Here is a 25,665-nt window from a genome sequence, read left to right as displayed (position 1 = left end):
AGGAGTCGCCGGCGCCGCGAATGAGGAAGACGCCTGCAAGTCCGATCAGGACGCCGCACTGCAGCAGGAACATCGGCAATTCGCTCGACATGGCATTTTCCTTCCGTTCGACGGAAGGAAAGCATGTCTCGGGCGTTTGTTCCATTCACCCGTTCTGATGACGGACGAGCCTAGCGCGTCGGAACCGGCGTTTCGCCACGATAATCGTAGAAGCCGCGACCGGATTTGCGGCCGAGCCAGCCGGCTTCGACATATTTCACAAGCAGCGGGCAAGGGCGGTATTTGCTGTCGGCGAGGCCGTCATGCAGCACCTGCATGATCGAGAGGCAGGTATCGAGCCCGATGAAATCGGCAAGCTGCAGCGGCCCCATCGGATGGTTGGCACCGAGCTTCATGGCGGTGTCGATCGCATCGACCGTGCCGACGCCCTCGTACAGCGTATAGATCGCTTCGTTGATCATCGGCAGCAGGATGCGATTGACGATGAAGGCCGGGAAATCCTCGGCGACTGTGACCGTCTTTTCCAGCGAAGCGACGAATTCCCGGGCGGCAGAGAAGGTTGCTTCCTCGGTCGCGATGCCGCGCACCAGCTCCACGAGCTTCATGACCGGAACCGGGTTCATGAAATGGATGCCCATGAAGCGCTCGGGGCGGTCTGTCGCGGACGCAAGACGTGTGATCGACAGCGAGGAGGTGTTGGTGGCAAGGATAGCTTCCGGCTTCAGTACCGGACAGACCTGCGCGTAAATCTTGCGCTTGACACTTTCATCCTCGGTCGCCGCCTCGATCACAAGATCGGAGGGAGCGAGATCGTTGACATCGGCTGAACCGGTGATGTGCGCAAGCGCTGCGCTGCGCTCTTCATCCGTCATCTTGCCGTTCGTCACCTGACGCGCAAAATTGCCGTTGATGGTGGCAAGGCCGGACTCGATACGATCCTGCGACAGATCGTAGATGTGAACCTTGTATCCTGCGGCGGCCGAAACATGCGCGATGCCGCAGCCCATCTGGCCCGCACCAATGATACCAATATTCTTCAACACCGCGCTCATCTCCAACCCCCGCCCGGCATACACCCCCGCGCTGCCGGTATTTTTATATGAAATTGCCGGACGAAAGATCGCCCGGCAAAAGTAGTAGACCGATAGAAGACAATTTTCCAGTCATTCGCAAGTGCGAAAAGAAGGCAATCTGCCCGATCAGAGGGCTTTTTCGAGCTCCGGCAGGACATCGAAGAGATCGGCGACAAGTCCATAGTCGGCAATCTGGAAGATCGGAGCCTCCTCGTCCTTGTTGATCGCGACAATGACCTTTGAGTCTTTCATGCCGGCGAGATGCTGGATAGCGCCTGAGATGCCGCAGGCGATGTAGAGCTGCGGGGCGACGACCTTGCCAGTCTGGCCGACCTGCCAGTCGTTCGGGGCGTAGCCGGCATCGACGGCGGCGCGCGATGCACCGACGGCAGCACCGAGCTTATCGGCGACCGGCAGGATGACTTCCTTGAACTTTTCGGCTGAACCGAGCGCACGACCGCCGGAAATGATGATCTTGGCGGAGGTCAGTTCCGGTCGCTCGGAGGCCGACAGTGCGTCGGACACGAAATTCGAAAGGCTTGGACCAGAAACCGCCGGAATTACTTCGACGGTAGCCGAGCCGCCCTCGGAAGCGGAGGCGAAAGAGGCAGTGCGCACGGTGATGACCTTCTTGGCGTCGGTCGCCTGCACCGTCTGGATCGCATTGCCGGCATAGATCGGGCGCTTGAAGGTGTCGGGCGAAACCACTTCGATGATTTCAGAGACCTGGGCGGCATCGAGCAGCGCCGCGACACGCGGCATAACGTTCTTGCCGGTGGAGGTGGCAGCGGCGACGATGGTGTCATAGCTGCCAGCCAGCGAAATGATCAGGTCGGCGAGCGGTTCGGCAAGGTTGTTGGCGAGCTCGTCGCTTTCGGCGAGCAGCACCTTGGAGACGCCGGAAAGCTTGGCAGCCGCGTCGGCGGCTGCCTTTGCGCCCTTACCGGCGACGAGGATGTGAACATCTCCGCCGATCTGAGACGCAGCCGTCAGGGCCTTGGCAGTCTGGTCGGAAAGGCTCGCGTTGTCGTGGTCAGCCAGAAGAAGAATGGCCATTATCGTGTTCTCCCTTTCCAGATCTCAGAGTACGCCGGCTTCGTTCTTGAGCTTGTCGATAAGCTCGGCGACCGATTTCACCTTCACGCCTGCCTTGCGGCCGGATGGTTCTTCCGTCTTCAGCACCTTGAGGCGCGGCGCGGTGGAAACGCCGAAATCAGCCGGGCTCGTCTTGTCGAGCGGCTTCTTTTTCGCCTTCATGATGTTCGGTAGCGTAGCATAGCGCGGCTCGTTCAAGCGCAGGTCGGTCGTCACGACGGCCGGAAGCTTGACCTTGATGGTCTGCAGGCCGCCATCGATCTCACGGGTGACCGTCGCCGTTGCAGATTCTCCAGCGCCGGCGATCTCGACCTTGGAGGCGAAGGTCGCCTGGGCGGAGCCGAGAAGGGCTGCAAGCATCTGGCCGGTCTGGTTGGAATCATCGTCGATTGCCTGCTTGCCGACAATGATGAGGCCTGGCTTTTCAGCGTCTGCAACGCCCTTGAGGATCTTTGCGACTGCGAGCGGCTCGACAGCGTCATCGGTTTCAACGAGGATGGCGCGGTCGGCGCCCATGGCGAGCGCGGTTCGCAAAGTTTCCTCGGCCTTGGCCGGGCCGATCGAGACGACGACCACTTCCTCGGCCTTGCCGGCTTCCTTCAGGCGAAGGGCCTCCTCAACCGAAATCTCGTCGAACGGGTTCATCGACATCTTGACGTTGGCAAGGTCGACGCCCGATCCATCCGGCTTGACACGGATCTTCACGTTGTAATCGACAACGCGCTTGACTGGGACGAGAATTTTCATGGGGTCCTTCCTTCGAACAGAGATGGGCCTTCAACAGAGACTTCTGGGAAAATGCGCGCTTGGACGCTGCTCCGATTGTCGAATGGCGACATGGATACGCGTTTTTCCTCCAAATACAACGCTTCCGTGACGCAGCCAGCCGATTTGGATGGCAATATATTAACGTTTACGTTCACGTCAATATTAAAGCTTGTCCCGTCCCCAGGGCAGGCGCGGCGGCACGGGCATGCCGGAGGCGGTGACACGGATGGGGACCGGCCGATCGCGAACGGCACGTGGTGTGACGATCTGCCGGTCGAAGAGCGGCACGCCTGGCCGGCGCAGGATGAAAATGAGCAGGGCGCCAGCGATAATGCCGCCGACATGCGCGCCCCACGAGACATTCCCGTCAGGATCGATCAGCAGCATGAAAAACTGCTGACCAACCCAGAGCAGGAGTGGGATGAAGGCCGGTAGCGGTAGTGGCACGCGGAAGAAGACCAGCACCCAGACCCGCACGCGCGGATGCAGCATCAGATAGGCCGCCACCACGCCGGAAATTGCGCCCGATGCACCGACGAGGGGCGCTTCCGATGTCGTCGACAGCAGGCCGTGGCAAAGGGCACCGGCCGCAGCGCAGGCGAGGTAGAAGACGAGGAAGCGCAGATGTCCCATTGCATCCTCGACATTGTCGCCGAAGACCCAGAGGAAGATCATGTTGCCGGCAAGATGCCAGAAGCTCGTATGGATGAAGGAATAGGTGATGTACGTAGCGGCTTCCGGCACGATCTCCAGTCCCGGCGCCAGCATCGCATGGCCGAAGATGATAGCCGGGATATAGCCGAGGCCGATGGTTGCCGCCTGCGCGACCTGATCGCTTTCGACTGCCGTGAAGATCCAGGCGGCTATGTTTGCCGCCATCAGGCCGAGTGTGACCCACTGAACCTTAATGTGTTTCAGCGTATTGGCATCGTGCAGCGGTATGAACATGAAGGCCTGCCCCCGGGCGATCGTGACGGCTGCGAACCTACCTGTTTTTTCCGGGAACCCAAAGCACATCTGCCTTGCCACCATTATTTGCATGACGGGCGGCTACGAACAGGAAATCCGAGAGGCGGTTGACGTATTGGAGTGCTGCGGCGTTGACGATTTCTCCGTCGCTTCGGGCAAGCGCCACCATCAGCCGTTCGGCGCGGCGCGCGATCGTGCGGGCGAGGTGCAGATGGGCGGCCGCAGCGCTGCCGCCGGGCAAAACGAAGGATTTCAGCGGCTGCAGGTCGGCATTCAGCCCGTCGATATCCTGCTCCAGCCGTGTGACCTGGCTTTCGACGACGCGCAGCGGCTCGTAAGCCGGCGGCTCAGCGGTTTCAGGCGTGGCGAGATCGGCGCCGAGATCGAAGAGGTCGTTCTGGATCAGCGCCAGCATGGCGTCGAGTTCGGCCAGGTCTGCCGTATGCAGCCTTGCGACGCCGATGGCCGAATTGGTTTCGTCGATGGTTCCGTAGGCCTCGACGCGCAGGTCGTGCTTGGCGCGGCGTGGACCGGAGACCAACGCGGTCGTGCCGTCATCGCCGGTTCTGGTGTAGATCTTGTTGAGCTTTACCATCGGCGGCTCGCAGATCAGCTCGGGCGTCCGCCGCCGGTCAGCCAGAGCGTCAGCATGATCAGGACGACGGCGATCGCCTGCAGCAGCACGCGCAGCTGCATCAGCTTGTTGGAAAGGTTCGCATCGCCACCTTTCATCATGTTGAACAGGCCGCGGATCAACACAAGAGCGACGAGGCCCATGACGATGATCGCGATGACATAGGTGACTGTGGACATGGCAGTCTCTTTTCTTCTTCAGTCCGTCCAGCGCATCAGGCGGTAGAAGAGATTGGCCGGAAGCAGCCTCTTCAACAATATGCCCTGTTTAGCCGGAATCGTTACGGGATAATGTGGCTTCGGATTTTTCGAGTTCAATGCACGCGTCAATACTGCATAGACCGCCTCGGGGCCAAGTTTGTGGCGGTTGACCGGACCTGAGCCTTCAAGGCGGGCAAGCTGTCTGCGGTATTCGACCGCATGGGGCGAGTTTTCCAGGTCGACATGTTCTTTGATCTTTGCCAGCGCGTTTGCCGTAAAGCGGCTGGTGATCGGTCCCGGCTCAATCAGGCTCACATGAATGCCGCTTCCCTGCAGTTCCATGCGCAGGGTGATGCTCAAGCCTTCGAGCGCGAATTTCGACGCCGTGTAGGCGCCGCGATAGCGGTAGGGCAGGAGGCCGAGAATCGAGGAACATTGCACGATGCGGCCCTGGCCGCGCCGGCGCATGAAGGGAATGACCAGCCTGGTCAGCTCGTGCCAGCCAAAAACATTGGTCTCGAACTGGTCGCGCAGCGCCTGCGTCGACAGATCTTCCACCGCTCCCGGCTGCCCATAGGCGCCATTGTTGAACAGTGCATCGATCCTGCCTCCGCTGCGCTCGGCCACTGCACCCACCAGTGCCGAGATCGTCTCAGGCTGTGTGTAGTCCATCAGGAAAGCTTCGATGCCGTCTGCTTCAAGCGACGACAGATCCTCCACCTTGCGCACTGTGGCGAAGACACGCCAGCCGTCCGCTTTCAGGGCGCGCGCGCAATAGGCGCCGATGCCGGAAGAGCATCCGGTCACGACGATGGTGCGCTGATCGGCCATTCAATGATTCCTGTACAAAGTGGGACTCGTTTCCCATATTCGCAGGAAGGATACAATTGGGAAGCTGAATGCCGAAATTCCTGCGCACGCTGTACGATGTGATCTATGATGCCATCTGCCACCTCATCGACGATGACGGTTTTGCTATGGCAAGCCATGTAGCGCTTTCCAGCCTGCTTGCAGTCTTTCCCTTCCTGATCTTCGGCACGGCACTCGCCAATTTTCTTGGTGCCGACCAATTTTCGACTTATGCGATCCACTTCATCTTTGACACTTGGCCGGAGGCAATCGCCAAACCGCTTTCGGATCAACTTATCGAAGTTCTGACAATCCCCCGTGGCGGTCTTCTCACGATCTCCGTACTGGCGGCCGCTTATTTCGCTTCGAATGGCGTAGAGGCACTGCGCATCTCTCTCAACCGCGCCTACCGGGTGCAGGAAACCAGGCCGTGGTACCTGACACGTCTTTTCAGCCTCGGTTATGTTCTTGTTGCGGTCATTATTGTAGCCGCCATCAGTATCTTGCTCGTCGCCGTTCCCGTCGGTCTCAATTATGCGCGCGATTGGCTCCTGCATAACGACACTCTCGAAGTGCTTCCAGAAGTCGTGCGCCAATGGTTGCCAACGGCCGTCGACACGCTCGAAATCGTCTTCGGCTGGCGTATTTATGGAACACTGGTGCTCCTGACACTCGGCCTTTTGGTCGTCCATCTCTGGCTGCCTTCGGGCAAACGCCGCGTGTTCGACGTCGTTCCGGGTGTATTTCTGACCCTGCTGCTTTGGCTCGCCGGCGCACTGATCTTTGCTTATTATCTCGCGACCTTCGCCAATTACACCGCCACCTATGCCGGCCTGGCATCCGTCATGATCGTGCTGATCTTCCTCTACATGGTGGGCGTCATCTTCATCGTCGGTGCGGAGATCAATGCGGCATTGATGAAGTTTAGGGTGTTGCGCAATTTCTCACGCACCTTTTCGGTGGTCGGGCGTGACCGCGTTGCCGATTCAAAGCCCGACAAGGCGGCGAATACCGGCAGCTGACAGCCCCTTCGCACGTAGTTCCGCCAGGCCGGTATCGCCCTGGCTTTTGGAAAGCTTCCGGCCCTCTCCATCCACGACGAGGCGATGATGATGATAGGCCGGTTGCGGCAGGTTGAGCAGCCTCTGCAGCAACCTGTGCACCGAGGTGGCGTGGAAAAGGTCGAGTCCACGCACGACATGGGTCACGCCCTGCAGCGCATCATCGATGACGACCGACAGATGATAGCTGGAGGGCGCATCCGAGCGCGAGAGAACGACATCGCCCCAGGCGGCAGGCTCGGCCAGGATTTCACCTTTTCTTTCGTCGCCGGTTTCCGTCCAGAACAGCGGTTCGCCGATCAGATCCATTGCCCGGTGCATGTCCAGACGCCAAGCATGTTTCAAGCCGGAGGCCAGCATTGTGCCGCGCTCGTCCTCGCTGCGGTCGCGGTCGTCAGCTGGATAATGCGGTGTGCCGTCGGGATCACGCGGCCAGGGGCGGTTGACCCGCTCGTAAGCCGCAACGCGGGTTTTGACCTCACCGCGCGTCAGGAAGGAGGGGTAGACCAGTCCGCGTTCGATCAGCGAATCAAGGGCTGCCTGATATTCGGAAAAATGTTCCGACTGGCGGCGCACCGGCTGCTCCCATTCGATCTCAAGCCATTGGAGATCGGCGTAGATGCCGGCTTCGAATTCGGGTGTGCAGCGCGTCAGATCGATGTCTTCAATGCGCAGCAGCAGCCGGCCTTCTATGGCTCTTGCCATGTCGTCGTTGAGGAAAGCCGACAGCGCGTGACCGAGATGCAGAGGCCCATTTGGGCTCGGGGCGAAACGGAAGACGGGTTTTTGACGCGGAGTCGTGATCATGCTTTCTTCTGACATGGATTTGAAGCGATCGCGAGGCAAGGTGCGGGTCATCAGCAATGGAAAGGATATTGAAGAGGGGCTTGCCGCTCTTCTTGTTCTCGATCCACGGCTCGTGGCGATTGCCAGGGAGGCCGGCCCTGTCCCACTGAGGCTGCGCGAGCCGGGCTTTGCCGGCCTTGCTCATATCATCGTTTCGCAGATGGTATCGCGCGCCAGCGCCGAGGCGATCTGGCGGCGCATGCAGCCGGCGAGCGGACTGCTAAGTGCGGAATCCTACATATTGCTTCATCCCGATGCCTGGCGCGAGTTTGGGCTATCGCGCGCCAAGGCCGATACGCTGACGCGGATTGCGCAAGCGGTCGCATCCGGACGAATCAATCTGCAGACCCTGGTCCAAAAACCGCCTGGCGAAGCGCTCGCAGAACTGACGGCTCAGAAGGGAATCGGGCCATGGACGGCAGAGGTCTATCTGATGTTCTGCGGCGGCCATGTGGACGTATTTCCGGCGGGTGATGTGGCGCTTCAGGCGGCGGTCGCTGCGGCATTCGGTCTCGCTGAACGCCCGCAAGCCAAAGTACTTACAGGGCTTGCAGAAATCTGGTCACCCTGGCGTTCGGTCGCAGCCCGGCTTTTCTGGGCTTATTACGCCGCAAAAATGCGTCGCGACGTGCTGCCGATCGGCTAACGGACACTCTCCCTCAATTTGCCTTTATCCCCTGAATTTATTGGACTTCACAATCCTGTAACAACCGGCCTAATATACAGGTGCAGATGCCGAATCGATCCAGGAGGGCTCCTTGACGATTGCAGTCTCACCACAGGCCCTGCCAGCGCTCGTCCTGAACGCTGACTACCGGCCACTGAGTTATTACCCCTTGTCGCTCTGGTCCTGGCAGGACGCGATCAAGGCGGTATTTCTCGACCGTGTGAACATTATCGCGGAATATGAGCATGAGGTTTCCTCACCGAGCTTCTCGATGCGGCTGCCGAGTGTCGTGTGTCTAAAAACTTACGTTCAGCCGTCCCGCAATCCCGCCTTCACCCGCTTCAACGTCTTCTTGCGCGACAGGTTCGAGTGCCAGTATTGCGGCGCTCATGACGATCTGACCTTCGACCACGTCATCCCGCGCGCTCATGGCGGCGAGACGACCTGGGAGAATGTCGTGGCGGCCTGTTCGCCCTGCAATCTGCGCAAGGGCAGCAAGCTTCCGAAGCAGGCAAGCATGTTCCCTGCGCAGAAGCCGTACCAGCCGACCGTGCAGGATCTGCACAATAACGGCCGGCTCTTCCCGCCGAACTATCTGCATGACAGCTGGCTCGACTACCTCTACTGGGATACCGAGCTGCAGCCGTGATGCATTGGTTCGAAGTCCTGGGTTTACGCAGTCGTTAGCTGCGCATTTCTGCGCGACGTGCTTTAAGCGCTTACGCGGTCTTCTTCACGCTCCAGAAGGCGAAGGCTGCGAGGATCAGGCTTGCGATCACATTCCAGCCCGCAAAGGACAGGCCGAGAACGCGCAGCGCCGCATCCGTGCAGGACGGCCCCTTGATCGTGTTCAGCTCGCCCAGCAGATCGCCGGCATTGGTGGTCATGCTGTTTGCGGTGGTCGAGCAGGTGGCCGGGCCTGCCCAGAAGTGCCATTCCACGCCTGCGTGATAGACGCCCATGCCGGCGCCGACGAGCATCAGGATGCCGACGGCAAGAATGATGGCGCGCGTCATCCAGTTCGGCAGGCCGATGAGGGCGGCCACCGCGCCGACGATCGCGATCGGAATCCCATAATAATAGGGCTGGCGCTGCAGCAGGCAGAGCGCACAGGGAATATAGCCGCCAATATACTGGAAGCCGAGGGCCGTTCCGACGACCACTGCCATGGCAACGGCAAGCAGCAGCGAGAGGGTGAAGCCAGGGCGGGCAAACGGCGAGGTGGTGGCATTCATGGCGGAACTCCGCGAAGTTGGCTCAGTGGGCAAAGTATCGGTAGGCGATATATAGCACGATCACGACCGCCGCGCCGATGCCCACGATCTGGCCAAGGCGCTTCTCGATGAAGTGGCGGATCGGCTCGCCGTAACGACGCAGCAGCCAGGCAAGGAACAGGAAGCGGGCGCCGCGGGCGATGATCGCCGAAACGATGAAGAGCGGCAGGCTGACATGGATGACGCCTGATAGAATCGTGACGATCTTGATCGGCGGCAGATGCGCGAGACCCGAGGTGACGAGCAGCAGCAGGATCGTCTCGTAAGTGACGTAGGATTTCATCTGCTCGAATTGATCGAGCTTTCCATAGAATTCCAGAACCGGGCGTGCCACGGTTTCGTAGGCAAAATAGCCAAGCGCCCAGCCGGCGATGCCGCCCAGCACCGATGCGACAGTGGCGACGAGTGCATAGCGATAGGAGCGTTCAGGCTTGGCAAGCGCCATCGGCAGGAAGAGCACATCAGCGGGAACCAGAAAGACGGAGCTTTCGACGAAGGCGATGACGGCGAGCCAGACTTCGGCTGATTTCTTCGAGGCCAGAGACATGGTCCAGTCGTAAAGTCTGCGGAGCATCCGTTCCCTTTCTCTGTTGCGACGCACAAAGCATTAGGGGGCGATCATGACGCTGTAAATGCTCGGGCTGTGCCTTCGCGGCGTTCGCGCTGAAAATTTTCGTGATCTGATGCAGGCATTCCCTCCCAAGATCTTGCGGGATGGCAAAAGCGCCAAACTACGTCAGGCTGGGTTGTCGTTCGACGAATCCGGGCATGTCATGAAATTCAGGGTCATAGAGGGCGGGCTGAGTTCCGCAGGGGAGCGGGATAGGCAAGCGAGCGGTCGGGGGCCGGAGCGCGAGGATATCAGGCGTGAGGCGGCTCGTCGTTTGAACGCCAGCGGCTATCACCGTTCCCGCATTATGGAAGCAGCCGGCGTGCCGATGCCACCGGCGTTCCAATATTTCGCCATGCAGATCGATTTCGCTGCAGATGCTATCTGCCGCCTCGATCCCATCCCGGCCGATTTTCGTTCTGATCTTTACTGGCCGAAGCTGGATGAAACGGCGACAGCGTGATCGAGTTTGCGCTCCGACCGCTTACGACAGGTCCATGGATTTTTCCCACTGCTGGCGCATGACGTTCATTTCGGTGCGCTTCTGCGCCATTTCGCTGACGATGGCGCGAAGGTTGGGGTGGCGAGACATGAACATGTTGAAGTCACGCCGCTCCAGCACTTCGAACTGGCAGAAATCGACGGCGATGACATCGGCCGTGCGGCGTCCGCCGCTCAGCAGCGCCATTTCGCCGAAGAAGGCGCCGGGCTCAAGCCGCACCGCGCCGCTTGCCAACCGCACCTCCACCGCGCCGGAGGAGATGAAATACATGCTGTCGCCGCGGTCGCCGCGGCGGATGACGCGTTCACCGGGCGAGGCGAGTTTGGGGTTGAACAGCAAGAGCAGTTCCTCAAGCGCATCCTCGCCAACTTCGGAGAAAAGCGGGAAGGTCTCGACCAGCTGCTGGATACGCAGATGATGCTGGCGTGCGCGCTCCTCGCCGAGCGCCCTGATCTTTTCCAATTCCCGTGCCAGGGCGTCCTGGTTTTTCCGGCCGTAGCTTTCATGTAGGCGCGGCCATTTCACCCTGATCTTGCGGTTCAGCTTCTCGGCCACGAAGATGACGAGCGGGTTCAGCGTGATGGAAAGGATTGCGGCGGCAAGGATCAGATCCTGTCCTTCATGTGGCAGGAGCCCGAGCGAAACGCCGAGGCCGGCAAGGATGAAGGAGAATTCGCCGATCTGGGCAAGGCCGCCGGCGGCCGTCAGGCCCATGCCGATCGGATAGCGCAACAGGACGACAATACCGAAAGAGATGATTGCCTTGCCGACGATGATCAGTGCCAAAGCACTGATCACAGCCAGAGGATGCTGCACAATGATCGACGGATCGAAGAGCATGCCGACGGAAACGAAAAACAGCACCGAGAAGGCATTCTGCAGCGGCAGGGAATCGGCGGCGGCGCGATGGCTGAGATGGGATTCGCTCATGACTACGCCGGCGAAGAAGGCGCCGAGCGCGAAGGAAACGCCAAAGATTGCCGCCGAACCGAAGGCAATGCCGAGCGCGATGGCGAGCACGGTGAGCGTGAAGAGTTCACGCGAGCCGGTGCGGGCAATCAGCGTCAAAAGCCAGGGCACGATGCGCGGCCCAAGGAAGATCGCCATGGCGGCAAAGGCTGCGACTTTGAGCAAGGTGAGTGCGATGGTGACCGAAAGCGGCAGGTCGAGGCCATGCGAGGCAGTGTCGCTCGCATGCCCGCCCAGAAGTTCGGCGAGGGCCGGCAATAGCACGAGCGCCAGTACCATCGCGAGATCCTCGACGATCAACCAGCCGACGGCCACGCGCCCGCCGGCGGTATTGACGAGGTTGCGCTCTTCCAGCGCTTTCAGGAGCACGACCGTACTGGCAACCGAAAGGCTGAGGCCGAAGACGATGCCGGCGCCGAGGCTCCAGCCCCAGAGTTCGCCGAGGCCGACGCCGAGCAGGGTGGCAAACAGGATCTGGCCAATCGCGCCCGGCACGGCGATGCCGCGAACGGCCAACAGGTCGGATGCGGAGAAATGCAGACCGACGCCAAACATCAGCAGGATCACGCCCATTTCGGCGAGCTGGCTCGCAAGCTCCGTGTCAGCCACAAAGCCCGGTGTGAACGGTCCCATGAGAATGCCGGCGAAGAGATAGCCGACCAGTGGCGGCAGCCGCAGCCTGTCGGCGCAATAGCCAAGAACCGCCGCAAAGACGAAGCTTATGGCTACCGTCGCAATCAATCCCGCTTCCTGATGCATCAGCCCTCTCAAAATGCCTCGCGGCCGGCACTTTAGGATGAAGCACCGGCAAAGTTAAAGAGTTGATTTGGATGGATTAGACCTAAATGGCCGGCTTTTTGAGCCGAACCACTAAGCTCCCGTGTCGTTGCCTATACATGACGACAAGGAGAAGAGAGATGCGAAAGATCATCATCAACTGTGCAATCGCTGTCCTTGCCCTGGGCTCGGCCGCAGCGCCTGCAATGGCAGGCAGCGTGACGGTCATGCGCGAGCGTGCCTATGACGGTTATGACAACTATGACCGTGACCGGGCTCGGCCCGGCGTTACCATCAGTGATCGCGGCATTACGTTCGGCGCGGTGCGCGAACGGGATCGCTGGCGCGATTGGGACCGTGACCGTTGCGTCACGCGCAGCGTGACCCGTCAGACAGATGAAGGCACTGTCACAAAAACGGTCAGACGGTGTGATTGAACAGCAGGCTGAGGGGCCGGCATCCCACTCCGCCGGAACTTCGGCATCGTCTGCCAAGGCTCATGCCCTCGCCCTCTGGGGCGTGGGCGAAGTTTAAAATCCATTTATTTAGAGATATTTGGTGCCCCATGCCGGGGTCGAACCAGCACTTCTTTCGAAACTCGATTTTGAGTCGAGCGCGTCTACCAATTCCGCCAATGGGGCAGCGAAATACGAGGCGGCTGTCTAACATGCGTTCGCCCGCGCGTGCAAGACGGCGGGCGAAGTTTTGGCGTTTGGAAATCGAGGTTTAGTGGGCGACTGCCTCACTTGGGGCAGTGAGGCTGGATTTCTTCAGTGTGATCGCGAGGACCGAGGCCAGCAGGCAGAAGGCGCCGGCAATGAAGAAGGCCGGCAGGTAGCTTTCCAGGGCCGTGCGCGACAGGCCTGCGCCATAAGCCGCGGTGGCAGCACCAAGCTGATGACCGGCAAAGACCCAGCCGAAGACGAGGCCGGCTTTTTCACGGCCGAAGCGGTCGGCGGCGATCTTGACAGTCGGCGGCACGGTGGCGATCCAGTCCAGGCCATAGAAGACGGCGAAGATGGACAGGCCGTAGAAGCTGAAATCGCTGAAAGGCAGGAAGAGCAGCGAGAGGCCACGCAGGCCGTAGTACCAGAAGAGCAGCCAGCGATTGTCGAAGCGGTCGGAGAGCCAGCCGGAGCCGATCGTGCCGAAGAAATCGAAGATGCCCATGACGGCGAGAACGCTGGCGGCTGCGACCGGCATGATGCCGAAGTCGCCGCAGAGTGTGACGAAATGCGTCTGGATGAGGCCGTTGGTGCTGAGCCCGCAGATGAAGAAGGTGGCAAACAGGATCCAGAAGGTCGAGGTCGTCGAAATGTCCCTGAGAACCGTGATCGGCGTTACAAGCGCTGCGCCGAGCGTGCCTCGGGCCGGGGCCGGCGCAACCTGGGTTTCGCCGACCGAGGGCAGGTTTACGTCCGAGGGGCGGTCGCGCATGAAGAGCAGCACGAGAAGAGCGGCGACCATGATCATGGCGCAGACGAAGAAGACGGTGGCACGCCAGCCGTAGCGTTCGGTCAGCTCCGCCATCAGTGGCAGGAAAACGAGCTGGCCGGTTGCCGAACTTGCCGAGAGCATGCCGACGACAAGGCCGCGATGCTTGACGAACCAGCGTGTGGAAATCGTGGCTGCCAGCACCATGGCCGTCAGCCCGGTTCCGAAGCCGACGACGATGCCCCAGAGCGCCAGCAGATGCCAAAGCTTGGTCATGAACAGCGAGCCAACGAAGCCAGCGCCGATGAGGGCCAGCGCAAAGACGATGACCTTGCGGACGCCGAAATAGTTCATGAAGGCTGCCGCAAACGGACCCATCAGGCCGAAGAGGATCAGGCGGATGGCAAGGGCGGAGGAAATCTGCGAGGTTTCCCAGCCGAATTCGTCCTGCAGCGGCTTGATGAGGACACCCGGCGCGCCCATTGCGCCGGCGGTTACCAGCATGGTCAGGAAGGTGGCGCCAACGACCACCCATCCATAGTGAATGTTTCGCCGGGCAAGGGATGATGCAAGGACTGCAGAGACCATGGGCAAATTCCGTTTGTGACGTGAGGACCATATAGAAGGCCGCTTTACATGACGGCCATCATATTTGTTGCGTATTGATGATGGACATCATATAAATTGTCAAGCGACCATTTCCGGAGACGAAAAATGCGGGTCAGCCGCGAGAAATTTGCAGAAAACCGCGAGAAGATCCTGACGGCGGCCAGCGTGCTCTTCCGCGAGAATGGGTTCGATGGCGTCGGCGTCGCCGACATCATGAAGGCTGCAGGCCTTACGCATGGCGGTTTTTACGGCCATTTCGAATCGAAGGACGACCTTGCTCTGGAGGTCAGCCGCAAGCTGATCGAGCGTGTGGAAGAACGTTGGCTTGAGCTGATCGCCGCTGAACCAGACAAGCCGCTTCAGGCGCTGCTCGATCACTACATCCATTGGCGCACGGTTGATGATCCCGGCGGAAGCTGCGTGTTCGCCTCGTTGATCCAGGAAGTCAGCCGCAGCGAAGGTGCGGTTCGTGCGACCTTCAGTGAGGGGTTGTCCGCGCTGGTCGATGTGCTGAAGGAGGTGGTGCCGGGTGCGACCGAGGAAGAGCGCCGCGCCAATGCGACATCGACGCTTTCATCGATGATGGGCGCCGTCATTCTTGCCCGCGCGGTCGAGGATCGGGCGCTCGCCGAGCAGTTTCTGGTCACGATGCGCCGCAAGCTCGACCCGGCGCAGTAATCCCAAAGCATTCACGCAATTCCGGACGCAAAACCGCTCCGCGCTTTTACTGGAATTGCTTAGTTTCGGAAGGCGATCATCGCATGGCCCTCGACGATTTCGGTGAAGGTGCCGTCCGGCGCCAAAGCGGCGAGCTCGCTGCGGAAAGCTGCCTCGAATTCCTCTGTCTTGTCGCCTAGCGCCTGTGGAGAGGTGACGGACATGGAAAAGGCGCGGCCGATGATATCCTCCGTCCCGATTACCCGTTCGTTGACGATGCCGATACGTTCAAGGCTGCGGAAGGGGGAGCGCAGCAGGACCGCCTCATGCGGTCCGAATTCCGGCGTGCGGCGTAGTTTACGCTCGGCGCTTTTTTCCGGCGAATAGGTCTCCGACAGCTGATGCAGCACATCACGCCAATCCGGTGTCGCTGCGATATGCCTGTCGGAGAAGAGAACGACAGCTCCGCCCGGCGCGATGAGCTCGTCGAGCGCTACCAGCGTCGCCGGGCGGTCCATCCAATGGAAGGAGCGGCCCAGGACAGCAAGTTTCAGCGGGGCCAGATCCGGGTTGAGATCGTAAGAGGAGCCCTGGATGAGCCTCATGTTCACGGCGGCTTCGGCCGCATTTTCGCGCGCGGCATCCAGCATTTCCGGCTCGGGATCGACCCCGATCACATCAGCGCCAGCGAGGCGTGCGAAGGCGACGCCGAGCGGTCCTGGTCCGCAGCCGAGATCGAGCACACGATCGCCGGGTTTCAGGCCGGTGCGTTCGGCGACGCGTTCGATCAGCCTGTCCGGATAGGGGACACGGAAGCGGTTGTAGTAGACGGCAGTGGTACGAAAGCGGGGGGCTTCGAAAGGAACGATAGTCATGCGGACGGTCCTCTGTTTGCCGCAAACCGCTAAGGCTCAACTGTGACCGGCTCGTGATGGTTTCTTGGATCGCACACGCGTGGCCTCGAACGAGGCGACGTTTTCGGCCACCCAACGCCAGAGCGGCATGATCTGCTTCAATAGGTCGCGGCCGAACTCACACAGCGGGCAATCGCCTGGAAGTCCGGATATCGGGAAAGGAATGAGCCTCCTCCACATCGGCGGAGAGAGGCTATCACGCGGCGGCTTATTTGAAGCCGGCGACGTTATGCGGGATGTAGGGTGCTTCGAGTGCGGCGATATCATCGGCGCTGAGTTTCACAGTCAGCGCGCCGACGGCGTCCGTCAGGTGTTGCGCCTTGGAAGCGCCGATGATCGGGGCGGTGACTGCGCTCTTCTGTAGGATCCACGCGGTGGCGACCTGCGCGCGGGAAACGCCATGGGCCCTGGCGATTTCGGCAACCTTTTCGACGATCTTGCGATCGGCCTCTTCGGCCTGCTTATAGAGCGTCTTGCCGAATTCATCGGTTTCGCTGCGGTTGGTCTTCTCATCCCAGTCACGGGTCAGGCGACCGCGGGCAAGCGGGCTCCAGGGAATGACGGCGATCTTCTGGTCCTCGCAGAAAGGCAGCATTTCACGTTCTTCCTCGCGGTAGAGCAGGTTTACGTGGTCCTGCATGCTGACGAATTCCGTCCAGCCATTGAGGCGCGAGGTGTAGAGCGCCTTGGCGAACTGCCAGGAATACATGGAAGAAGCGCCGATATAACGCGCCTTGCCTGATTTCACGATGTCATGAAGGGCTTCCAGCGTTTCCTCGATCGGTGTCGTATAGTCCCAGCGGTGGATCTGGTAGAGGTCGACGTAATCAGTGCCGAGGCGGCGCAGGCTGTTGTCTATTTCGTCGAAGATCGCCTTGCGCGACAGGCCGGCGCCATTCGGCCCGGGCCGCATGCGGTTGAAGACCTTGGTCGCGAGTACGATATCCTCGCGCTTGGCGAAATCCTTGATGGCGCGGCCGACGATCTCCTCGGAGGAACCATTAGAATAGGTGTTGGCCGTGTCGAGGAAATTGATGCCGAGATCGATCGCCTGTTTGAGGAGCGCGCGGCTTTCCTCTTCCGGCAGGCTCCAAGCGTGATTTCCGCGGTTGGGATCGCCATAGGTCATGCAGCCGAGGCAGATCTTCGAGATTTCGAGACCGGTCTTCCCGAGTTTTACATATTCCATGAAAGTGCTCCGCGATGATTTTCAGCGACTCCCCAGGCGCATGCACATGATGTAGCGCAGAAATCGCCGAAGTCTCAGCGAGCCTGACGGAGAATGTGTTTTGCAGTTAGCGCAATAATACCTGATGAGCGGGCCGAATGTCGTCTTATCCTTGCGGATTACACCGCTTGCGCATTCGGTCGGTGAGGTGTTAGCTGGTGCAGCATTTTACCGGATCATGCCCATGAAACTGCCGCCCGGCGATCGATATGACACGCTCTACCGCGATTTCTCCTGGCAGATATCAGAGGGTTTCAATATCGGCCGCGCCGTGTGCGACGATTGGGCCGCGCGTGATCCTGATCGCGTCTGCCTCGAACATTTCAGTCCCGACAGTCACCATCTGTCATTGACCTATGGCGAGCTTGCCGCCCGCTCCTCATCCTTCGCCAATGCGCTTTCAGCACTTGGTATCGGCCGGGGAGAGCGTGTAGCGCTGCTCCTGCCGCAATCCTTCGAGACGGTCATTTCGCATGTGGCTATTTACAAGATGGGCGCAATCGCGCTGCCGCTCGCGTTGCTTTTCGGTGTCGAGGCGCTGGAGTACCGGCTGAAGGCCGCAGGTGCGACAGCCGTCGTCACCAATGGTTTCGGGCTTGGACGCATCAACCAGATCCGCGACCGACTGCCTGACGTCAAACATGTCATCAGCGTCGATGGGGCCTCCGCGAGCACGCTCGGCTTTGCCGATCTGGTTTCCGCCCATTCTTCCACATTCGAAATTGTGCAGTCCGGCCCCGACGAGCCAGCGCTGATGATCTTCACGTCGGGCACCACGGGGCCGCCGAAGGGCGCGCTGCATGGCCACCGTGTTCTCGCCGGCCATATTCCCGGCATGCAGTTTGCCCATGAGGGTTTCCCGCGGGCCGGAGACAAGGTCTGGACGCCGTCTGACTGGGCATGGGCCGGCGGGCTGCTCAATGCGCTGCTGCCGAGCCTGCTGCTCGGCGTGCCTGTTGTTTCCTCGCCGGCACAGAAATTCGATGCGGACATGGCCTATCGCATCATGGCCGAAATGAAGGTGCGTAATGCCTTCATTCCGCCGACGGCACTCCGGCTCCTGAAATCCGTCGAGGAGCCGCGTTCGAAATACGATCTCGTGCTGCGCACCATCGGTTCGGCAGGTGAATCCCTGGGGCGCGAAACCTATGAGTGGGTGCGCCGTACGCTCGGCATTACCGTCAATGAATTTTACGGGCAGACGGAGTGCAATTTCGTGCTGTCTTCGAGCGCTGCCTTCGGGGTGACGAAGGCTGGTGCGATCGGGCGCGCTTCGCCCGGCCACAGGGTTGCTGTTGTCAGCGACGAGGGCGACGAAGTGCCGGTCGGCGAGCAGGGGCAGATCGCCATTGCCAGTCCCGATCCGGTGATGTTCCTCGGCTACTGGAACGACCCCGATGCGACCAGCAGGAAGTACGCCAAGGGATGGATGCTGACCGGCGATATCGGCCGGCAGGATGCGGAGGGCTACGTCACCTTTGCCGGCCGTGACGACGACGTCATCACCTCGTCCGGGTACCGCATAGGGCCGGCGGAGATCGAGGACTGTCTCGTCGGCCATCCGGCCGTGCAGCTTGCCGCTGCCGTCGGCAAGCCAGATGCGCTGCGTACGGAGATCGTCAAGGCCTATATCGTGCTTGCGCCAGGCTACAGCCCGAGTGCGGAGCTGGCAGCGGAAATCCGGGACTGGGTGAAAACCCGGCTTTCGATGCACGAATATCCGCGCGAGGTCGAATTCGTCGATGCGCTGCCGCTGACAACCACAGGCAAAGTCATCCGCCGGCTGTTACGGGAAAAGGCTGCGGCGGAAGCTGAAAACTAACCCCGGCCGGCAAGCGACATGATCTTCTCGCGGAGCATCTTCGCCATGTTGCGGGTACTGCGGTACATGTGAAGCTGGGCCGCGACCTGTCGCATGTCGCGGTCGCCGTTCTGGGTGAGGCCGATCACCAACGTGCCCATCTCCTCGCGTTCCTGCCAGAAGCGGCTCATGATCGGATGATCGGAGACGGCGCAGGAATCCGAGCGCACGACATTGGCATCGTCAAGATGCCATTCGGTCAATTCGCTCATCAACAGCTTGCCCGGCGAATAGCGGGAGTAGTTTTCGTCATAGGCGGTCTTCCAGGTATAGGCCTCGCCGCCCATCATAAGCACGACCACGGCGGCGATCGCCTTGCCGTTAATGTCGATCGTGTGGATGCGCACGGCATCGACTTCCGCCAGATTGGAGACGGCCTCGCGGGCGAAGGCGGTGTGATAGCGGTCGGTCACCAGCGCGCTGCGGCGCTTGCCCTTCCAGCCGCCGGCTTCCAGCGCCAGGAATTCCTCGAAACGCATGTGGATTTCGCGCGGCTGGCGGGCGACGGTGTGGACGACATTGCCGAGCTCTTCGAGCAGCCGCCACTGGCGGCGCATCTCGCGCTGGTGAGAGGAAGATACGGTGCGGCCGAGATAAACCATGGCATCGTCATCACTCTGCAGCATCGGCCGCTCATAGGGATTGGCGACGGTCAGCGGCAGATTGCGGCTGAGCGCAACGGCCTTTGCCATGCGCACGAAGATGCCGTTCAGCCGGACGTCCGGCAGCACCAGTGTGCCCGGCAGGCCGAGGTCCGGCGTGATCAGGCCTTCGAAGAGGTTGTCCAGCGTCTCCGCCGCATCCTCGGCGTCGACCAAGGGGGTACCGAGCGGACCGAAGCTGTTTGCCCAGCCGCGGATGATCGACGGGCCGACGGCGAAACCGGGTTTGTCGACAGAGAAGGGCATGAGCAGGCGCATGCGGCTGCGATGTTCGTTCTCGTCGCGGATGATCGCGAAATTGACCTGCCGGTCTTCCAGCCGCGGCATGGCAGGCGCCAGGAAACGGCCGCTGAAGAAGACGTTCGGCTCCATCGCACGGTTGGAGAGGAAGTCCAATTCTTCCTGCAGATCGTAACCCAGCTTACCGGGGTAAAGGCAGAGCTCGCGCCCCAGCCGGCCGATTTCGATCCGTGCTTCAGCCTGCGGGGCTTCGAACTTGAGAGCGGCAAGATCGTGAACCATGCGGTTCGCGTTGCTGTCGGTGCTCTCGGTGATGGGTGGTACACGCACCATCTATCGGGCTCTCATTTCTGGCGTTGCGGCGGAAGGGGTTGCGAAGGCGAAAAGCGTAAAGCCGAGTGCGCGGCGCACGAAGACATGCAGCAGGATCGCTTCCACGGCCATTGCGGAGGCCGTGGCGATCGCCGTGCCGACGATGCCGTAGTGCGGGATCAGCAGGATATTAAGGCCGACATTGGCGGCGAGCGCTCCAGCATAAAGGGCGACGCAGAGGTTCTGCTTGCCTGCCATCATCAGGAGCGTCTCGGCGGGACCGACCAGAGCCTTGGTGAGGATACCGGCCAGCAGGATCGCCATCAGCATATAACCGGCCGTGAATGCGCCGCCGAAAAGCGACAGCAGCAGATGCCCGGCCGCCAGGACCGCGAGACCGACGGCGAGAGCAGGCCAGAAGGTCCAGCGGGCAGCATCGATAGCCGCAACCGCGAGATCGGCCCGGTTGCCTTCGGCGATAATCGAGGAGAAGCGCGGGCCGGAGGCAGCTTTCACCGAGAAATTGATGAAATGCACCAGAGCCATGGTCTTGGCCGCTGCAAAATAGATCGCGACGTCATGCGGCTCCAGGAAGATGCCGACGATCACGACATCGGAATTGGTCAGCAGGAAGCTCACGCCCTCGATCAGGAAGATCGGGAAGGCAACACCCAGCCATTCCACGAAATCCACCTTGCGGGGGCCGGCATCGTAATGCTTGCGCATCCGATAGAGGGTGGCGGCATATTGGCCGAGTGCGGTGACGAAGGTTGCCGCGAGTGCCGCCTGCATGGCGGTGACTGCCGTGTGCGGTGCGCCGAAGAAGATCGCAGTCAGCATGAAAAGGATGATGAGGATCGGCCTGACAATATAGACCGGGCTGAGCGCCATGACGGGCCAATGATTGGCCCGTGACGTGCCTTCAAGGATATCGCCGAGCGCGATCATCGGCATGGCCATAAGGCCGAGGAAGATCGGCACCAGATAATAGCTCTCGATTCTGTCGCCGAAGAAATGCAGACCGAACATGCCGGCGATGAGAACGGTCGTACCCGAGAGCAGCGCGAAAACGCGCGCGGTGCCGGTGAGGCCACGGATTTCGGCGAAGGCGCCGGCGGCGCGATATTGCGGCAGGAAGCGGACGATCGCGGTGTGGAAACCGAGGCAGGAAAGATCACCGCAGAGGACGACCAGCACCCACACGAAGACGAAGATGCCGTATTCATATTCGCCCATCAGCCGGGCGAGCACGATTTGCGACAGGAAGGCGAGGGCCGCGCTCAGGATGCGGATCGAGAAGGCGATCAACGCCATGCGCTGTGCGGCTGCCTTGTCGCCCCGTTCGGTCAGCACGGCGGCGAGCATACGCAGCACGCGGCCGGCGATCGGCCGCAGCCCCGCGGGCAGCATTTTTTCCGCTGTTTCTATGACCGCCATTTTAACACGCAAAACTCTAAGGGCAGGGCATTCGCACCGGCAAGTCTTGCCAGATCAGAGTTAAGAAACGGTATGCCCAACGAGGCGGCATTGCCTGCCACTGTGATCCATAATTGGGCGGAAATACCAAGAAAAATGGCGCCCGAAGGCGCCATTCTCAGACCTGTTCGAAAGCACCATGGCAGTGCTTGTATTTTTTGCCCGAGCCGCAGGGGCAGGCCTCGTTACGGCCGACCTTACCCCAGGTCGATGGATCGTTGGGGTTGCGGTTTTCCGGCGGGACGGTGACTTCAAGCGCCTGATAGGTCGTATTTGTAAACTCATCCTCGCCGGTCGTCGGATCGAGGTGATGGGCCTGCATGACAGGCGGTTCCGGCTGCGGCGGAGCCTGCTGCACCAGCTCGACGCGCATCAGCTGTGCCGTGACGGCCTGACGCAGGTTGTTGAGCAGCGCCTGGAAGAGCTCGAAGGCTTCCGACTTGTATTCCTGCAGCGGATCGCGCTGGGCGTAACCGCGGAAGCCGATGACGGAACGCAGATGGTCGAGGTTGACGATGTGCTCGCGCCACAGATGATCGAGCGTCTGCATGACAACCTGGCGCTCAACATAGTGCATGATATCGGGACCGAAGCGCTCGACCTTCTCGTTGAAGGCGGCGTTGGTGGCTTCCGTCAGGCGTTCGCGGATATCGTCTTCGCCAATGCCTTCTTCCTTCACCCAGTCCTCGATCGGAAGGTCGAGGTTGAGGATGTTGGCGGCCTGCGTCTTCAGGCCGACGGCATCCCACTGCTCGGCGTAAGCGCGTTCCGGAATGTGGGTCGTGACCAGATCGTCGACCACTTCGCGACGCATGTCCGATACGGTCTCGGAAATGTTCGGCGCTTCCATCATCTCGACGCGTTGTTCGAAGATGACTTTGCGCTGGTCGTTCAGAACGTCGTCGTACTTCAGAAGGTTCTTGCGGATGTCGAAGTTGCGAGCTTCGACCTTCTTCTGCGCGCGTTCCAGAGCCTTGTTGATCCAGGGATGGACGATCGCCTCGCCCTCCTTGAGACCCAGCTTCTGCAGCATGCTGTCCATGCGGTCGGAGCCGAAGATGCGCATCAGGTCGTCCTGAAGCGACAGGTAGAACTTGGAGCGGCCGGGGTCACCCTGACGGCCGGAACGGCCACGCAGCTGGTTGTCGATGCGGCGGCTTTCATGGCGCTCGGTGGCGACGACGTAGAGACCGCCTGCCGCAAGCGCCTTTTCCTTGAGCGCCCTGATTTCTTCGCGGATCGCCGCGACCTTTGCGTCGCGCTCCGGGCCTGGCTCGACTTCGGCAAGCTCATGGTCGATGCGCATGTCAAGGTTGCCGCCGAGCTGGATGTCGGTACCGCGGCCGGCCATGTTGGTGGCGATCGTCACGGCGCCCGGCACACCAGCCTGGGAAACGATATAGGCTTCCTGCTCGTGATAGCGGGCGTTTAGAACCTGGAAGTTGGAGAAGCCCTGCTTGCGCATCAGCTCTGCCAGAGACTCCGACTTCTCGATCGAGGTTGTACCGACGAGCACCGGCTGGCCGCGCTTGTGGGCGTCCAGGATCTCGGTGATGATCGCCTTGTACTTCTCCTCGACGGTCCGGTAGACCTCGTCGTCTTCGTCGATACGCAGGATTGGCAGGTTGGTCGGCACCTCGAGAACGTCGAGATTGTAGATGTTGCCGAATTCTTCCGCTTCCGTCTGGGCCGTGCCGGTCATGCCGGCAAGCTTGTTGTACATGCGGAAGTAGTTCTGGAAGGTGATCGAGGCCAGCGTCTGATTTTCCGGCTGGATCTGCACCTTTTCCTTGGCTTCCAGCGCCTGATGCTGGCCTTCCGAATAGCGGCGGCCCGGCATCATTCGGCCGGTGAATTCGTCGATGATGACGATTTCGCCGTTGCGGACGATGTAGTCCTTGTCGCGCTGGAACAGCTTGTGGGCCTTCAGCGCATTGTTGATGTGATGAACGATCGCCACATTCTCGATGTCGTAGAGCGAGGCGCCCTTCAGGAGGCCGGCCTGCTTCAGCAGGTTTTCCAGCTTCTCGGTGCCGACTTCGGAGAAGTTTGCCGAACGTTGCTTTTCATCGATCTCATAGTCTTCCGGCGTCAGCAGCGGAATGTAGGTGTCGATGGTGTTGTAGAGGTCGGAGCGGTCGTCGAGCGGGCCGGAGATGATGAGCGGCGTGCGCGCTTCATCGACCAGGATCGAGTCCACTTCGTCGACGATCGCGAAGTTATGGCCGCGCTGCACCATCTGGTTCGTCTCGTATTTCATATTATCGCGCAGATAATCGAAGCCGAGTTCGTTGTTAGTCGCGTACGTGATGTCGCAGGCATAGGCGTCGCGGCGCTCCTCGTCGGAAAGGCCGTGGACGATGACGCCCGTGGTCAGGCCGAGGAAGCCGTAGAGGCGGCCCATGTTCGCCGCGTCACGCTGAGCGAGGTAGTCGTTGACGGTGACGACATGCACGCCCTTGCCGGCAAGCGCGTTCAGATAGACCGGCAGGGTAGCGACGAGCGTCTTGCCTTCGCCGGTCTTCATTTCGGCGATGGCGTTGGAATGCAGGATCATGCCGCCGACGAGCTGTACGTCAAAAGGTCGCATGCCGAGGACGCGGCGGGAGGCTTCGCGCACGACCGCAAAGGCCGGGATCAGGATATCGTCCAGCGTCTTGCCTTCTGCAAGGAGCGCGCGGAACTCCACCGTCTTTGCGGCAAGCTGCTCGTCCGTCAGCGCCTTGGTCTTCTCCTCAATAGAGTTGATTGCGGCGACGTTCGGCTGGAAGGATCGCACGCGGCGATCGTTGGCTGAGCCAAATAACTTGCGGGCAATACCGCCAAAGCTGACCATATGACTGGCCCTTTCTGAATATTCTTCCCCGACGTTTCTTATTCGCTACCCAGCCGAAAAACAGGCGCACGCTTGAAAACGCCCGGAAACTGTTCTGGACGCGAGGTTGCGTGACAGATAAGAGGGGGGGCAAATGATGTCAACGGATTTGGCTGATATAGAAAGGCCACATTCCGGTGTTGAAGGCTGTTTTCGGGCTGGATTCACGAAAGCTGAAGCCGGCGGGTATAATTGTGAAGGGTTATTTGATGTTGAGCACCAACAAACTTGCTGCGCTGGCGTTTACGGCCTTCGTCGCCTTCCAGGCTCCGGCCTATGCCGATGATGCCGTCGTCGCCAAGGTCGGCAATCTGGAAATCCACCAGTCGGAACTCGATCTGGCTGTGGCCAATCTCGACCCGCAGCTTGCGCAGCTCCCTGACGACCAGAAGAAGGTAGCCGCCCTCTCTGCCGCCATCGATGTGAAGCTGCTTGCTGCCGATGCCACCGCCGAGAAGCTCGACCAGACGGACGACTTCAAGAAGCGCATGCAGTATCTGACCGACCGTGAACTTCACAACGCCTATTTCAAGAAGCATGTCGTTGACACCGTAACCGATGCCGACGTGAAGGCACGCTACGACAAGGAAGTCGCCGCCCTGCCGAAGCAGGAAGAAGTTCACGCCCGCCATATCCTCGTCAAGACCGAAGACGAAGCCAAGGACGTTATCAAGCAGCTCGACGCCGGCAAGGACTTTGCCGAGCTCGCCAAGGAAAAGTCCACCGATCCGAACAAGGATGACGGCGGCGACCTCGGCTATTTCAGCCGTGGCCGCATGGTCAAGGAATTCGAGGATGCCGCTTTCGCGCTTGAGAAGGGCACCTATTCCAAGACCCCTGTGAAGACCGACTTCGGCTATCACGTCATCAAGGTCGAGGATAAGCGCGACGCTCCGCCGCCGGCATTCGAGCAGGTGCAGGACCAGGTTCGTCAGCTCGTCATGCGCGACAAGTATCTTGCGCTCCTCAACCAGGCCAAGGCTTCCTCCAAGGTCGAGATCATGGACGAAACGCTCCGCAAGGGTTACGAAGACGCGAACAAGCAGCCTGAGCCGGGCGCTGCTCCGGCACCGGCCCCCGCGCCGCAGCAGTAATCATCAGCA

At 60.4% G+C, this 25,665-nt stretch carries 25 protein-coding genes and 1 tRNA gene; 8 read left to right on the top strand and 18 right to left on the bottom strand.

All coding sequences use genetic code 11. The annotated features are described in order from the left end of the window. Positions 1-170: 170 nt before the first annotated feature. The 7 genes from AB4Z13_RS07915 to AB4Z13_RS07885 form a co-directional block, all read right to left on the bottom strand. Entirely contained in the window at positions 171-1,052 is an 882-nt protein-coding gene (locus AB4Z13_RS07915) for a 3-hydroxybutyryl-CoA dehydrogenase (protein WP_310384840.1), read from the bottom strand. A 147-nt stretch (positions 1,053-1,199) separates the two neighbouring features. Then, entirely contained in the window at positions 1,200-2,129 is a 930-nt protein-coding gene (locus AB4Z13_RS07910; protein WP_113319689.1) for an electron transfer flavoprotein subunit alpha/FixB family protein, read from the bottom strand. A 24-nt stretch (positions 2,130-2,153) separates the two neighbouring features. Beyond that, positions 2,154-2,915: an electron transfer flavoprotein subunit beta/FixA family protein gene (locus AB4Z13_RS07905; protein WP_439016718.1), complete on the bottom strand. Its 762-nt coding sequence runs from the start codon at positions 2,913-2,915 to the stop codon at positions 2,154-2,156. A gap of 183 nt (positions 2,916-3,098) precedes the next feature. Further along, on the bottom strand, positions 3,099-3,884 hold the full coding sequence (locus AB4Z13_RS07900; protein WP_113319687.1) for a rhomboid family intramembrane serine protease: 786 nt from the start codon (positions 3,882-3,884) through the stop codon (positions 3,099-3,101). Between the two features lie 37 nt (positions 3,885-3,921). Continuing rightward, on the bottom strand, positions 3,922-4,500 hold the full coding sequence (locus AB4Z13_RS07895; protein ID WP_439016717.1) for a cob(I)yrinic acid a,c-diamide adenosyltransferase: 579 nt from the start codon (positions 4,498-4,500) through the stop codon (positions 3,922-3,924). A 14-nt stretch (positions 4,501-4,514) separates the two neighbouring features. Then, complete coding sequence (locus tag AB4Z13_RS07890) at positions 4,515-4,718, bottom strand: twin transmembrane helix small protein (RefSeq protein WP_112571731.1); 204 nt, start codon at positions 4,716-4,718, stop codon at positions 4,515-4,517. An 18-nt stretch (positions 4,719-4,736) separates the two neighbouring features. Then, positions 4,737-5,570 (bottom strand): SDR family oxidoreductase, encoded by an 834-nt coding sequence (locus tag AB4Z13_RS07885; RefSeq protein WP_439016716.1) that lies wholly within the window; start codon positions 5,568-5,570, stop codon positions 4,737-4,739. Positions 5,571-5,638: 68 nt separating this feature from the next. On the opposite strand from AB4Z13_RS07885, the gene AB4Z13_RS07880 reads away from it, so the two are divergent. Continuing rightward, complete coding sequence (locus AB4Z13_RS07880; RefSeq protein ID WP_439016715.1) at positions 5,639-6,610, top strand: YihY/virulence factor BrkB family protein; 972 nt, start codon at positions 5,639-5,641, stop codon at positions 6,608-6,610. On the opposite strand, the gene gluQRS is transcribed toward AB4Z13_RS07880, so the two are convergent. After that, positions 6,575-7,456 carry a tRNA glutamyl-Q(34) synthetase GluQRS gene (gluQRS, locus tag AB4Z13_RS07875; protein ID WP_439016714.1) on the bottom strand — a complete coding sequence of 294 codons (882 nt, stop codon included), beginning with the start codon at positions 7,454-7,456 and terminating at the stop codon, positions 6,575-6,577. The genes AB4Z13_RS07880 and gluQRS overlap by 36 nt on opposite strands. On the opposite strand from gluQRS, the gene AB4Z13_RS07870 reads away from it, so the two are divergent. Both AB4Z13_RS07870 and AB4Z13_RS07865 read left to right on the top strand, forming a co-directional pair. Continuing rightward, positions 7,455-8,141, top strand: coding sequence for a DNA-3-methyladenine glycosylase family protein (locus AB4Z13_RS07870; RefSeq protein WP_439016713.1), 687 nt, complete (start codon positions 7,455-7,457; stop codon positions 8,139-8,141). The two genes, gluQRS and AB4Z13_RS07870, sit on opposite strands and share 2 nt — an antisense overlap. Positions 8,142-8,253: 112 nt before the next feature. Further along, complete coding sequence (locus AB4Z13_RS07865) at positions 8,254-8,811, top strand: HNH endonuclease (RefSeq protein ID WP_007825539.1); 558 nt, start codon at positions 8,254-8,256, stop codon at positions 8,809-8,811. A gap of 70 nt (positions 8,812-8,881) precedes the next feature. Here AB4Z13_RS07865 and AB4Z13_RS07860 read toward each other — a convergent pair whose 3' ends face one another. Both AB4Z13_RS07860 and AB4Z13_RS07855 read right to left on the bottom strand, forming a co-directional pair. Next, a complete protein-coding gene (locus AB4Z13_RS07860) occupies positions 8,882-9,397 on the bottom strand; it encodes a disulfide bond formation protein B (RefSeq protein WP_439016712.1) in 516 nt (171 codons plus the stop codon). A gap of 22 nt (positions 9,398-9,419) precedes the next feature. After that, on the bottom strand, positions 9,420-10,010 hold the full coding sequence (locus AB4Z13_RS07855; protein WP_113183918.1) for a YqaA family protein: 591 nt from the start codon (positions 10,008-10,010) through the stop codon (positions 9,420-9,422). A gap of 199 nt (positions 10,011-10,209) precedes the next feature. Here AB4Z13_RS07855 and AB4Z13_RS07850 point away from each other — a divergent pair, with 199 nt between their 5' ends. Beyond that, complete coding sequence (locus AB4Z13_RS07850) at positions 10,210-10,509, top strand: hypothetical protein (RefSeq protein WP_439016711.1); 300 nt, start codon at positions 10,210-10,212, stop codon at positions 10,507-10,509. Between the two features lie 21 nt (positions 10,510-10,530). On the opposite strand, the gene AB4Z13_RS07845 is transcribed toward AB4Z13_RS07850, so the two are convergent. Beyond that, complete coding sequence (locus AB4Z13_RS07845) at positions 10,531-12,276, bottom strand: cation:proton antiporter domain-containing protein (RefSeq protein ID WP_439016710.1); 1,746 nt, start codon at positions 12,274-12,276, stop codon at positions 10,531-10,533. Between the two features lie 158 nt (positions 12,277-12,434). On the opposite strand from AB4Z13_RS07845, the gene AB4Z13_RS07840 reads away from it, so the two are divergent. Next, positions 12,435-12,731, top strand: coding sequence for a hypothetical protein (locus AB4Z13_RS07840; protein ID WP_442205954.1), 297 nt, complete (start codon positions 12,435-12,437; stop codon positions 12,729-12,731). Between the two features lie 119 nt (positions 12,732-12,850). Here AB4Z13_RS07840 and AB4Z13_RS07835 read toward each other — a convergent pair. Together AB4Z13_RS07835 and AB4Z13_RS07830 are read right to left on the bottom strand one after the other, a co-directional pair. Then, positions 12,851-12,935, bottom strand: a tRNA-Leu gene (locus AB4Z13_RS07835). Between the two features lie 85 nt (positions 12,936-13,020). Then, positions 13,021-14,316, bottom strand: coding sequence for an MFS transporter (locus AB4Z13_RS07830; protein ID WP_439016708.1), 1,296 nt, complete (start codon positions 14,314-14,316; stop codon positions 13,021-13,023). A 126-nt stretch (positions 14,317-14,442) separates the two neighbouring features. On the opposite strand from AB4Z13_RS07830, the gene AB4Z13_RS07825 reads away from it, so the two are divergent. Continuing rightward, on the top strand, positions 14,443-15,015 hold the full coding sequence (locus AB4Z13_RS07825) for a TetR/AcrR family transcriptional regulator (protein ID WP_439016707.1): 573 nt from the start codon (positions 14,443-14,445) through the stop codon (positions 15,013-15,015). Positions 15,016-15,074: 59 nt separating this feature from the next. Here AB4Z13_RS07825 and AB4Z13_RS07820 read toward each other — a convergent pair whose 3' ends face one another. Then, positions 15,075-15,869: a class I SAM-dependent methyltransferase gene (locus AB4Z13_RS07820; RefSeq protein WP_439016706.1), complete on the bottom strand. Its 795-nt coding sequence runs from the start codon at positions 15,867-15,869 to the stop codon at positions 15,075-15,077. Between the two features lie 247 nt (positions 15,870-16,116). After that, positions 16,117-17,097, bottom strand: coding sequence for an aldo/keto reductase (locus AB4Z13_RS07815; RefSeq protein ID WP_439016705.1), 981 nt, complete (start codon positions 17,095-17,097; stop codon positions 16,117-16,119). Between the two features lie 223 nt (positions 17,098-17,320). On the opposite strand from AB4Z13_RS07815, the gene AB4Z13_RS07810 reads away from it, so the two are divergent. Continuing rightward, on the top strand, positions 17,321-18,958 hold the full coding sequence (locus tag AB4Z13_RS07810; RefSeq protein ID WP_439016704.1) for an AMP-binding protein: 1,638 nt from the start codon (positions 17,321-17,323) through the stop codon (positions 18,956-18,958). Here the strand turns inward: AB4Z13_RS07810 and AB4Z13_RS07805 are convergent. From AB4Z13_RS07805 to secA, 3 genes are all read right to left on the bottom strand, one after another. Next, positions 18,955-20,232, bottom strand: a complete 1,278-nt coding sequence (locus tag AB4Z13_RS07805; RefSeq protein ID WP_439016703.1) for a GNAT family N-acetyltransferase — start codon at positions 20,230-20,232, stop codon at positions 18,955-18,957. The genes AB4Z13_RS07810 and AB4Z13_RS07805 overlap by 4 nt on opposite strands. After that, entirely contained in the window at positions 20,233-21,648 is a 1,416-nt protein-coding gene (locus AB4Z13_RS07800; RefSeq protein WP_442205953.1) for an oligosaccharide flippase family protein, read from the bottom strand. A gap of 157 nt (positions 21,649-21,805) precedes the next feature. Further along, positions 21,806-24,523, bottom strand: coding sequence for a preprotein translocase subunit SecA (secA, locus tag AB4Z13_RS07795; RefSeq protein WP_113319667.1), 2,718 nt, complete (start codon positions 24,521-24,523; stop codon positions 21,806-21,808). Between the two features lie 248 nt (positions 24,524-24,771). On the opposite strand from secA, the gene AB4Z13_RS07790 reads away from it, so the two are divergent. Beyond that, positions 24,772-25,656 carry a peptidylprolyl isomerase gene (locus AB4Z13_RS07790; protein ID WP_113319666.1) on the top strand — a complete coding sequence of 295 codons (885 nt, stop codon included), beginning with the start codon at positions 24,772-24,774 and terminating at the stop codon, positions 25,654-25,656. The last annotated feature ends 9 nt before the right edge of the window (positions 25,657-25,665 follow it).

It is taken from the genome of Rhizobium sp. YAF28 (genome assembly GCF_052113285.1).
Classification (GTDB): domain Bacteria; phylum Pseudomonadota; class Alphaproteobacteria; order Rhizobiales; family Rhizobiaceae; genus Rhizobium.
The sequence above is the reverse complement of the archived record's forward strand: the minus strand, read 5'-3'. Positions and strand labels throughout refer to the sequence as shown.

Coding starts and splice junctions, on each gene's coding strand:
- AB4Z13_RS07915 (WP_310384840.1), bottom strand. CDS start 1,052: ATGAGCGCGGTGTTGAAGAATATTGGTATCATTGGTGCGGGCCAGATG.
- AB4Z13_RS07910 (WP_113319689.1), bottom strand. CDS start 2,129: ATGGCCATTCTTCTTCTGGCTGACCACGACAACGCGAGCCTTTCCGAC.
- AB4Z13_RS07905 (WP_439016718.1), bottom strand. CDS start 2,915: ATGAAAATTCTCGTCCCAGTCAAGCGCGTTGTCGATTACAACGTGAAG.
- AB4Z13_RS07900 (WP_113319687.1), bottom strand. CDS start 3,884: ATGTTCATACCGCTGCACGATGCCAATACGCTGAAACACATTAAGGTT.
- AB4Z13_RS07895 (WP_439016717.1), bottom strand. CDS start 4,500: ATGGTAAAGCTCAACAAGATCTACACCAGAACCGGCGATGACGGCACG.
- AB4Z13_RS07890 (WP_112571731.1), bottom strand. CDS start 4,718: ATGTCCACAGTCACCTATGTCATCGCGATCATCGTCATGGGCCTCGTC.
- AB4Z13_RS07885 (WP_439016716.1), bottom strand. CDS start 5,570: ATGGCCGATCAGCGCACCATCGTCGTGACCGGATGCTCTTCCGGCATC.
- AB4Z13_RS07880 (WP_439016715.1), top strand. CDS start 5,639: ATGCCGAAATTCCTGCGCACGCTGTACGATGTGATCTATGATGCCATC.
- AB4Z13_RS07870 (WP_439016713.1), top strand. CDS start 7,455: ATGCTTTCTTCTGACATGGATTTGAAGCGATCGCGAGGCAAGGTGCGG.
- gluQRS (WP_439016714.1), bottom strand. CDS start 7,456: ATGATCACGACTCCGCGTCAAAAACCCGTCTTCCGTTTCGCCCCGAGC.
- AB4Z13_RS07860 (WP_439016712.1), bottom strand. CDS start 9,397: ATGAATGCCACCACCTCGCCGTTTGCCCGCCCTGGCTTCACCCTCTCG.
- AB4Z13_RS07855 (WP_113183918.1), bottom strand. CDS start 10,010: ATGCTCCGCAGACTTTACGACTGGACCATGTCTCTGGCCTCGAAGAAA.
- AB4Z13_RS07850 (WP_439016711.1), top strand. CDS start 10,210: ATGAAATTCAGGGTCATAGAGGGCGGGCTGAGTTCCGCAGGGGAGCGG.
- AB4Z13_RS07845 (WP_439016710.1), bottom strand. CDS start 12,276: ATGCATCAGGAAGCGGGATTGATTGCGACGGTAGCCATAAGCTTCGTC.
- AB4Z13_RS07840 (WP_442205954.1), top strand. CDS start 12,435: ATGCGAAAGATCATCATCAACTGTGCAATCGCTGTCCTTGCCCTGGGC.
- AB4Z13_RS07830 (WP_439016708.1), bottom strand. CDS start 14,316: ATGGTCTCTGCAGTCCTTGCATCATCCCTTGCCCGGCGAAACATTCAC.
- AB4Z13_RS07825 (WP_439016707.1), top strand. CDS start 14,443: ATGCGGGTCAGCCGCGAGAAATTTGCAGAAAACCGCGAGAAGATCCTG.
- AB4Z13_RS07820 (WP_439016706.1), bottom strand. CDS start 15,869: ATGACTATCGTTCCTTTCGAAGCCCCCCGCTTTCGTACCACTGCCGTC.
- AB4Z13_RS07815 (WP_439016705.1), bottom strand. CDS start 17,097: ATGGAATATGTAAAACTCGGGAAGACCGGTCTCGAAATCTCGAAGATC.
- AB4Z13_RS07810 (WP_439016704.1), top strand. CDS start 17,321: ATGAAACTGCCGCCCGGCGATCGATATGACACGCTCTACCGCGATTTC.
- AB4Z13_RS07805 (WP_439016703.1), bottom strand. CDS start 20,232: ATGGTGCGTGTACCACCCATCACCGAGAGCACCGACAGCAACGCGAAC.
- AB4Z13_RS07800 (WP_442205953.1), bottom strand. CDS start 21,648: ATGGCGGTCATAGAAACAGCGGAAAAAATGCTGCCCGCGGGGCTGCGG.
- secA (WP_113319667.1), bottom strand. CDS start 24,523: ATGGTCAGCTTTGGCGGTATTGCCCGCAAGTTATTTGGCTCAGCCAAC.
- AB4Z13_RS07790 (WP_113319666.1), top strand. CDS start 24,772: ATGTTGAGCACCAACAAACTTGCTGCGCTGGCGTTTACGGCCTTCGTC.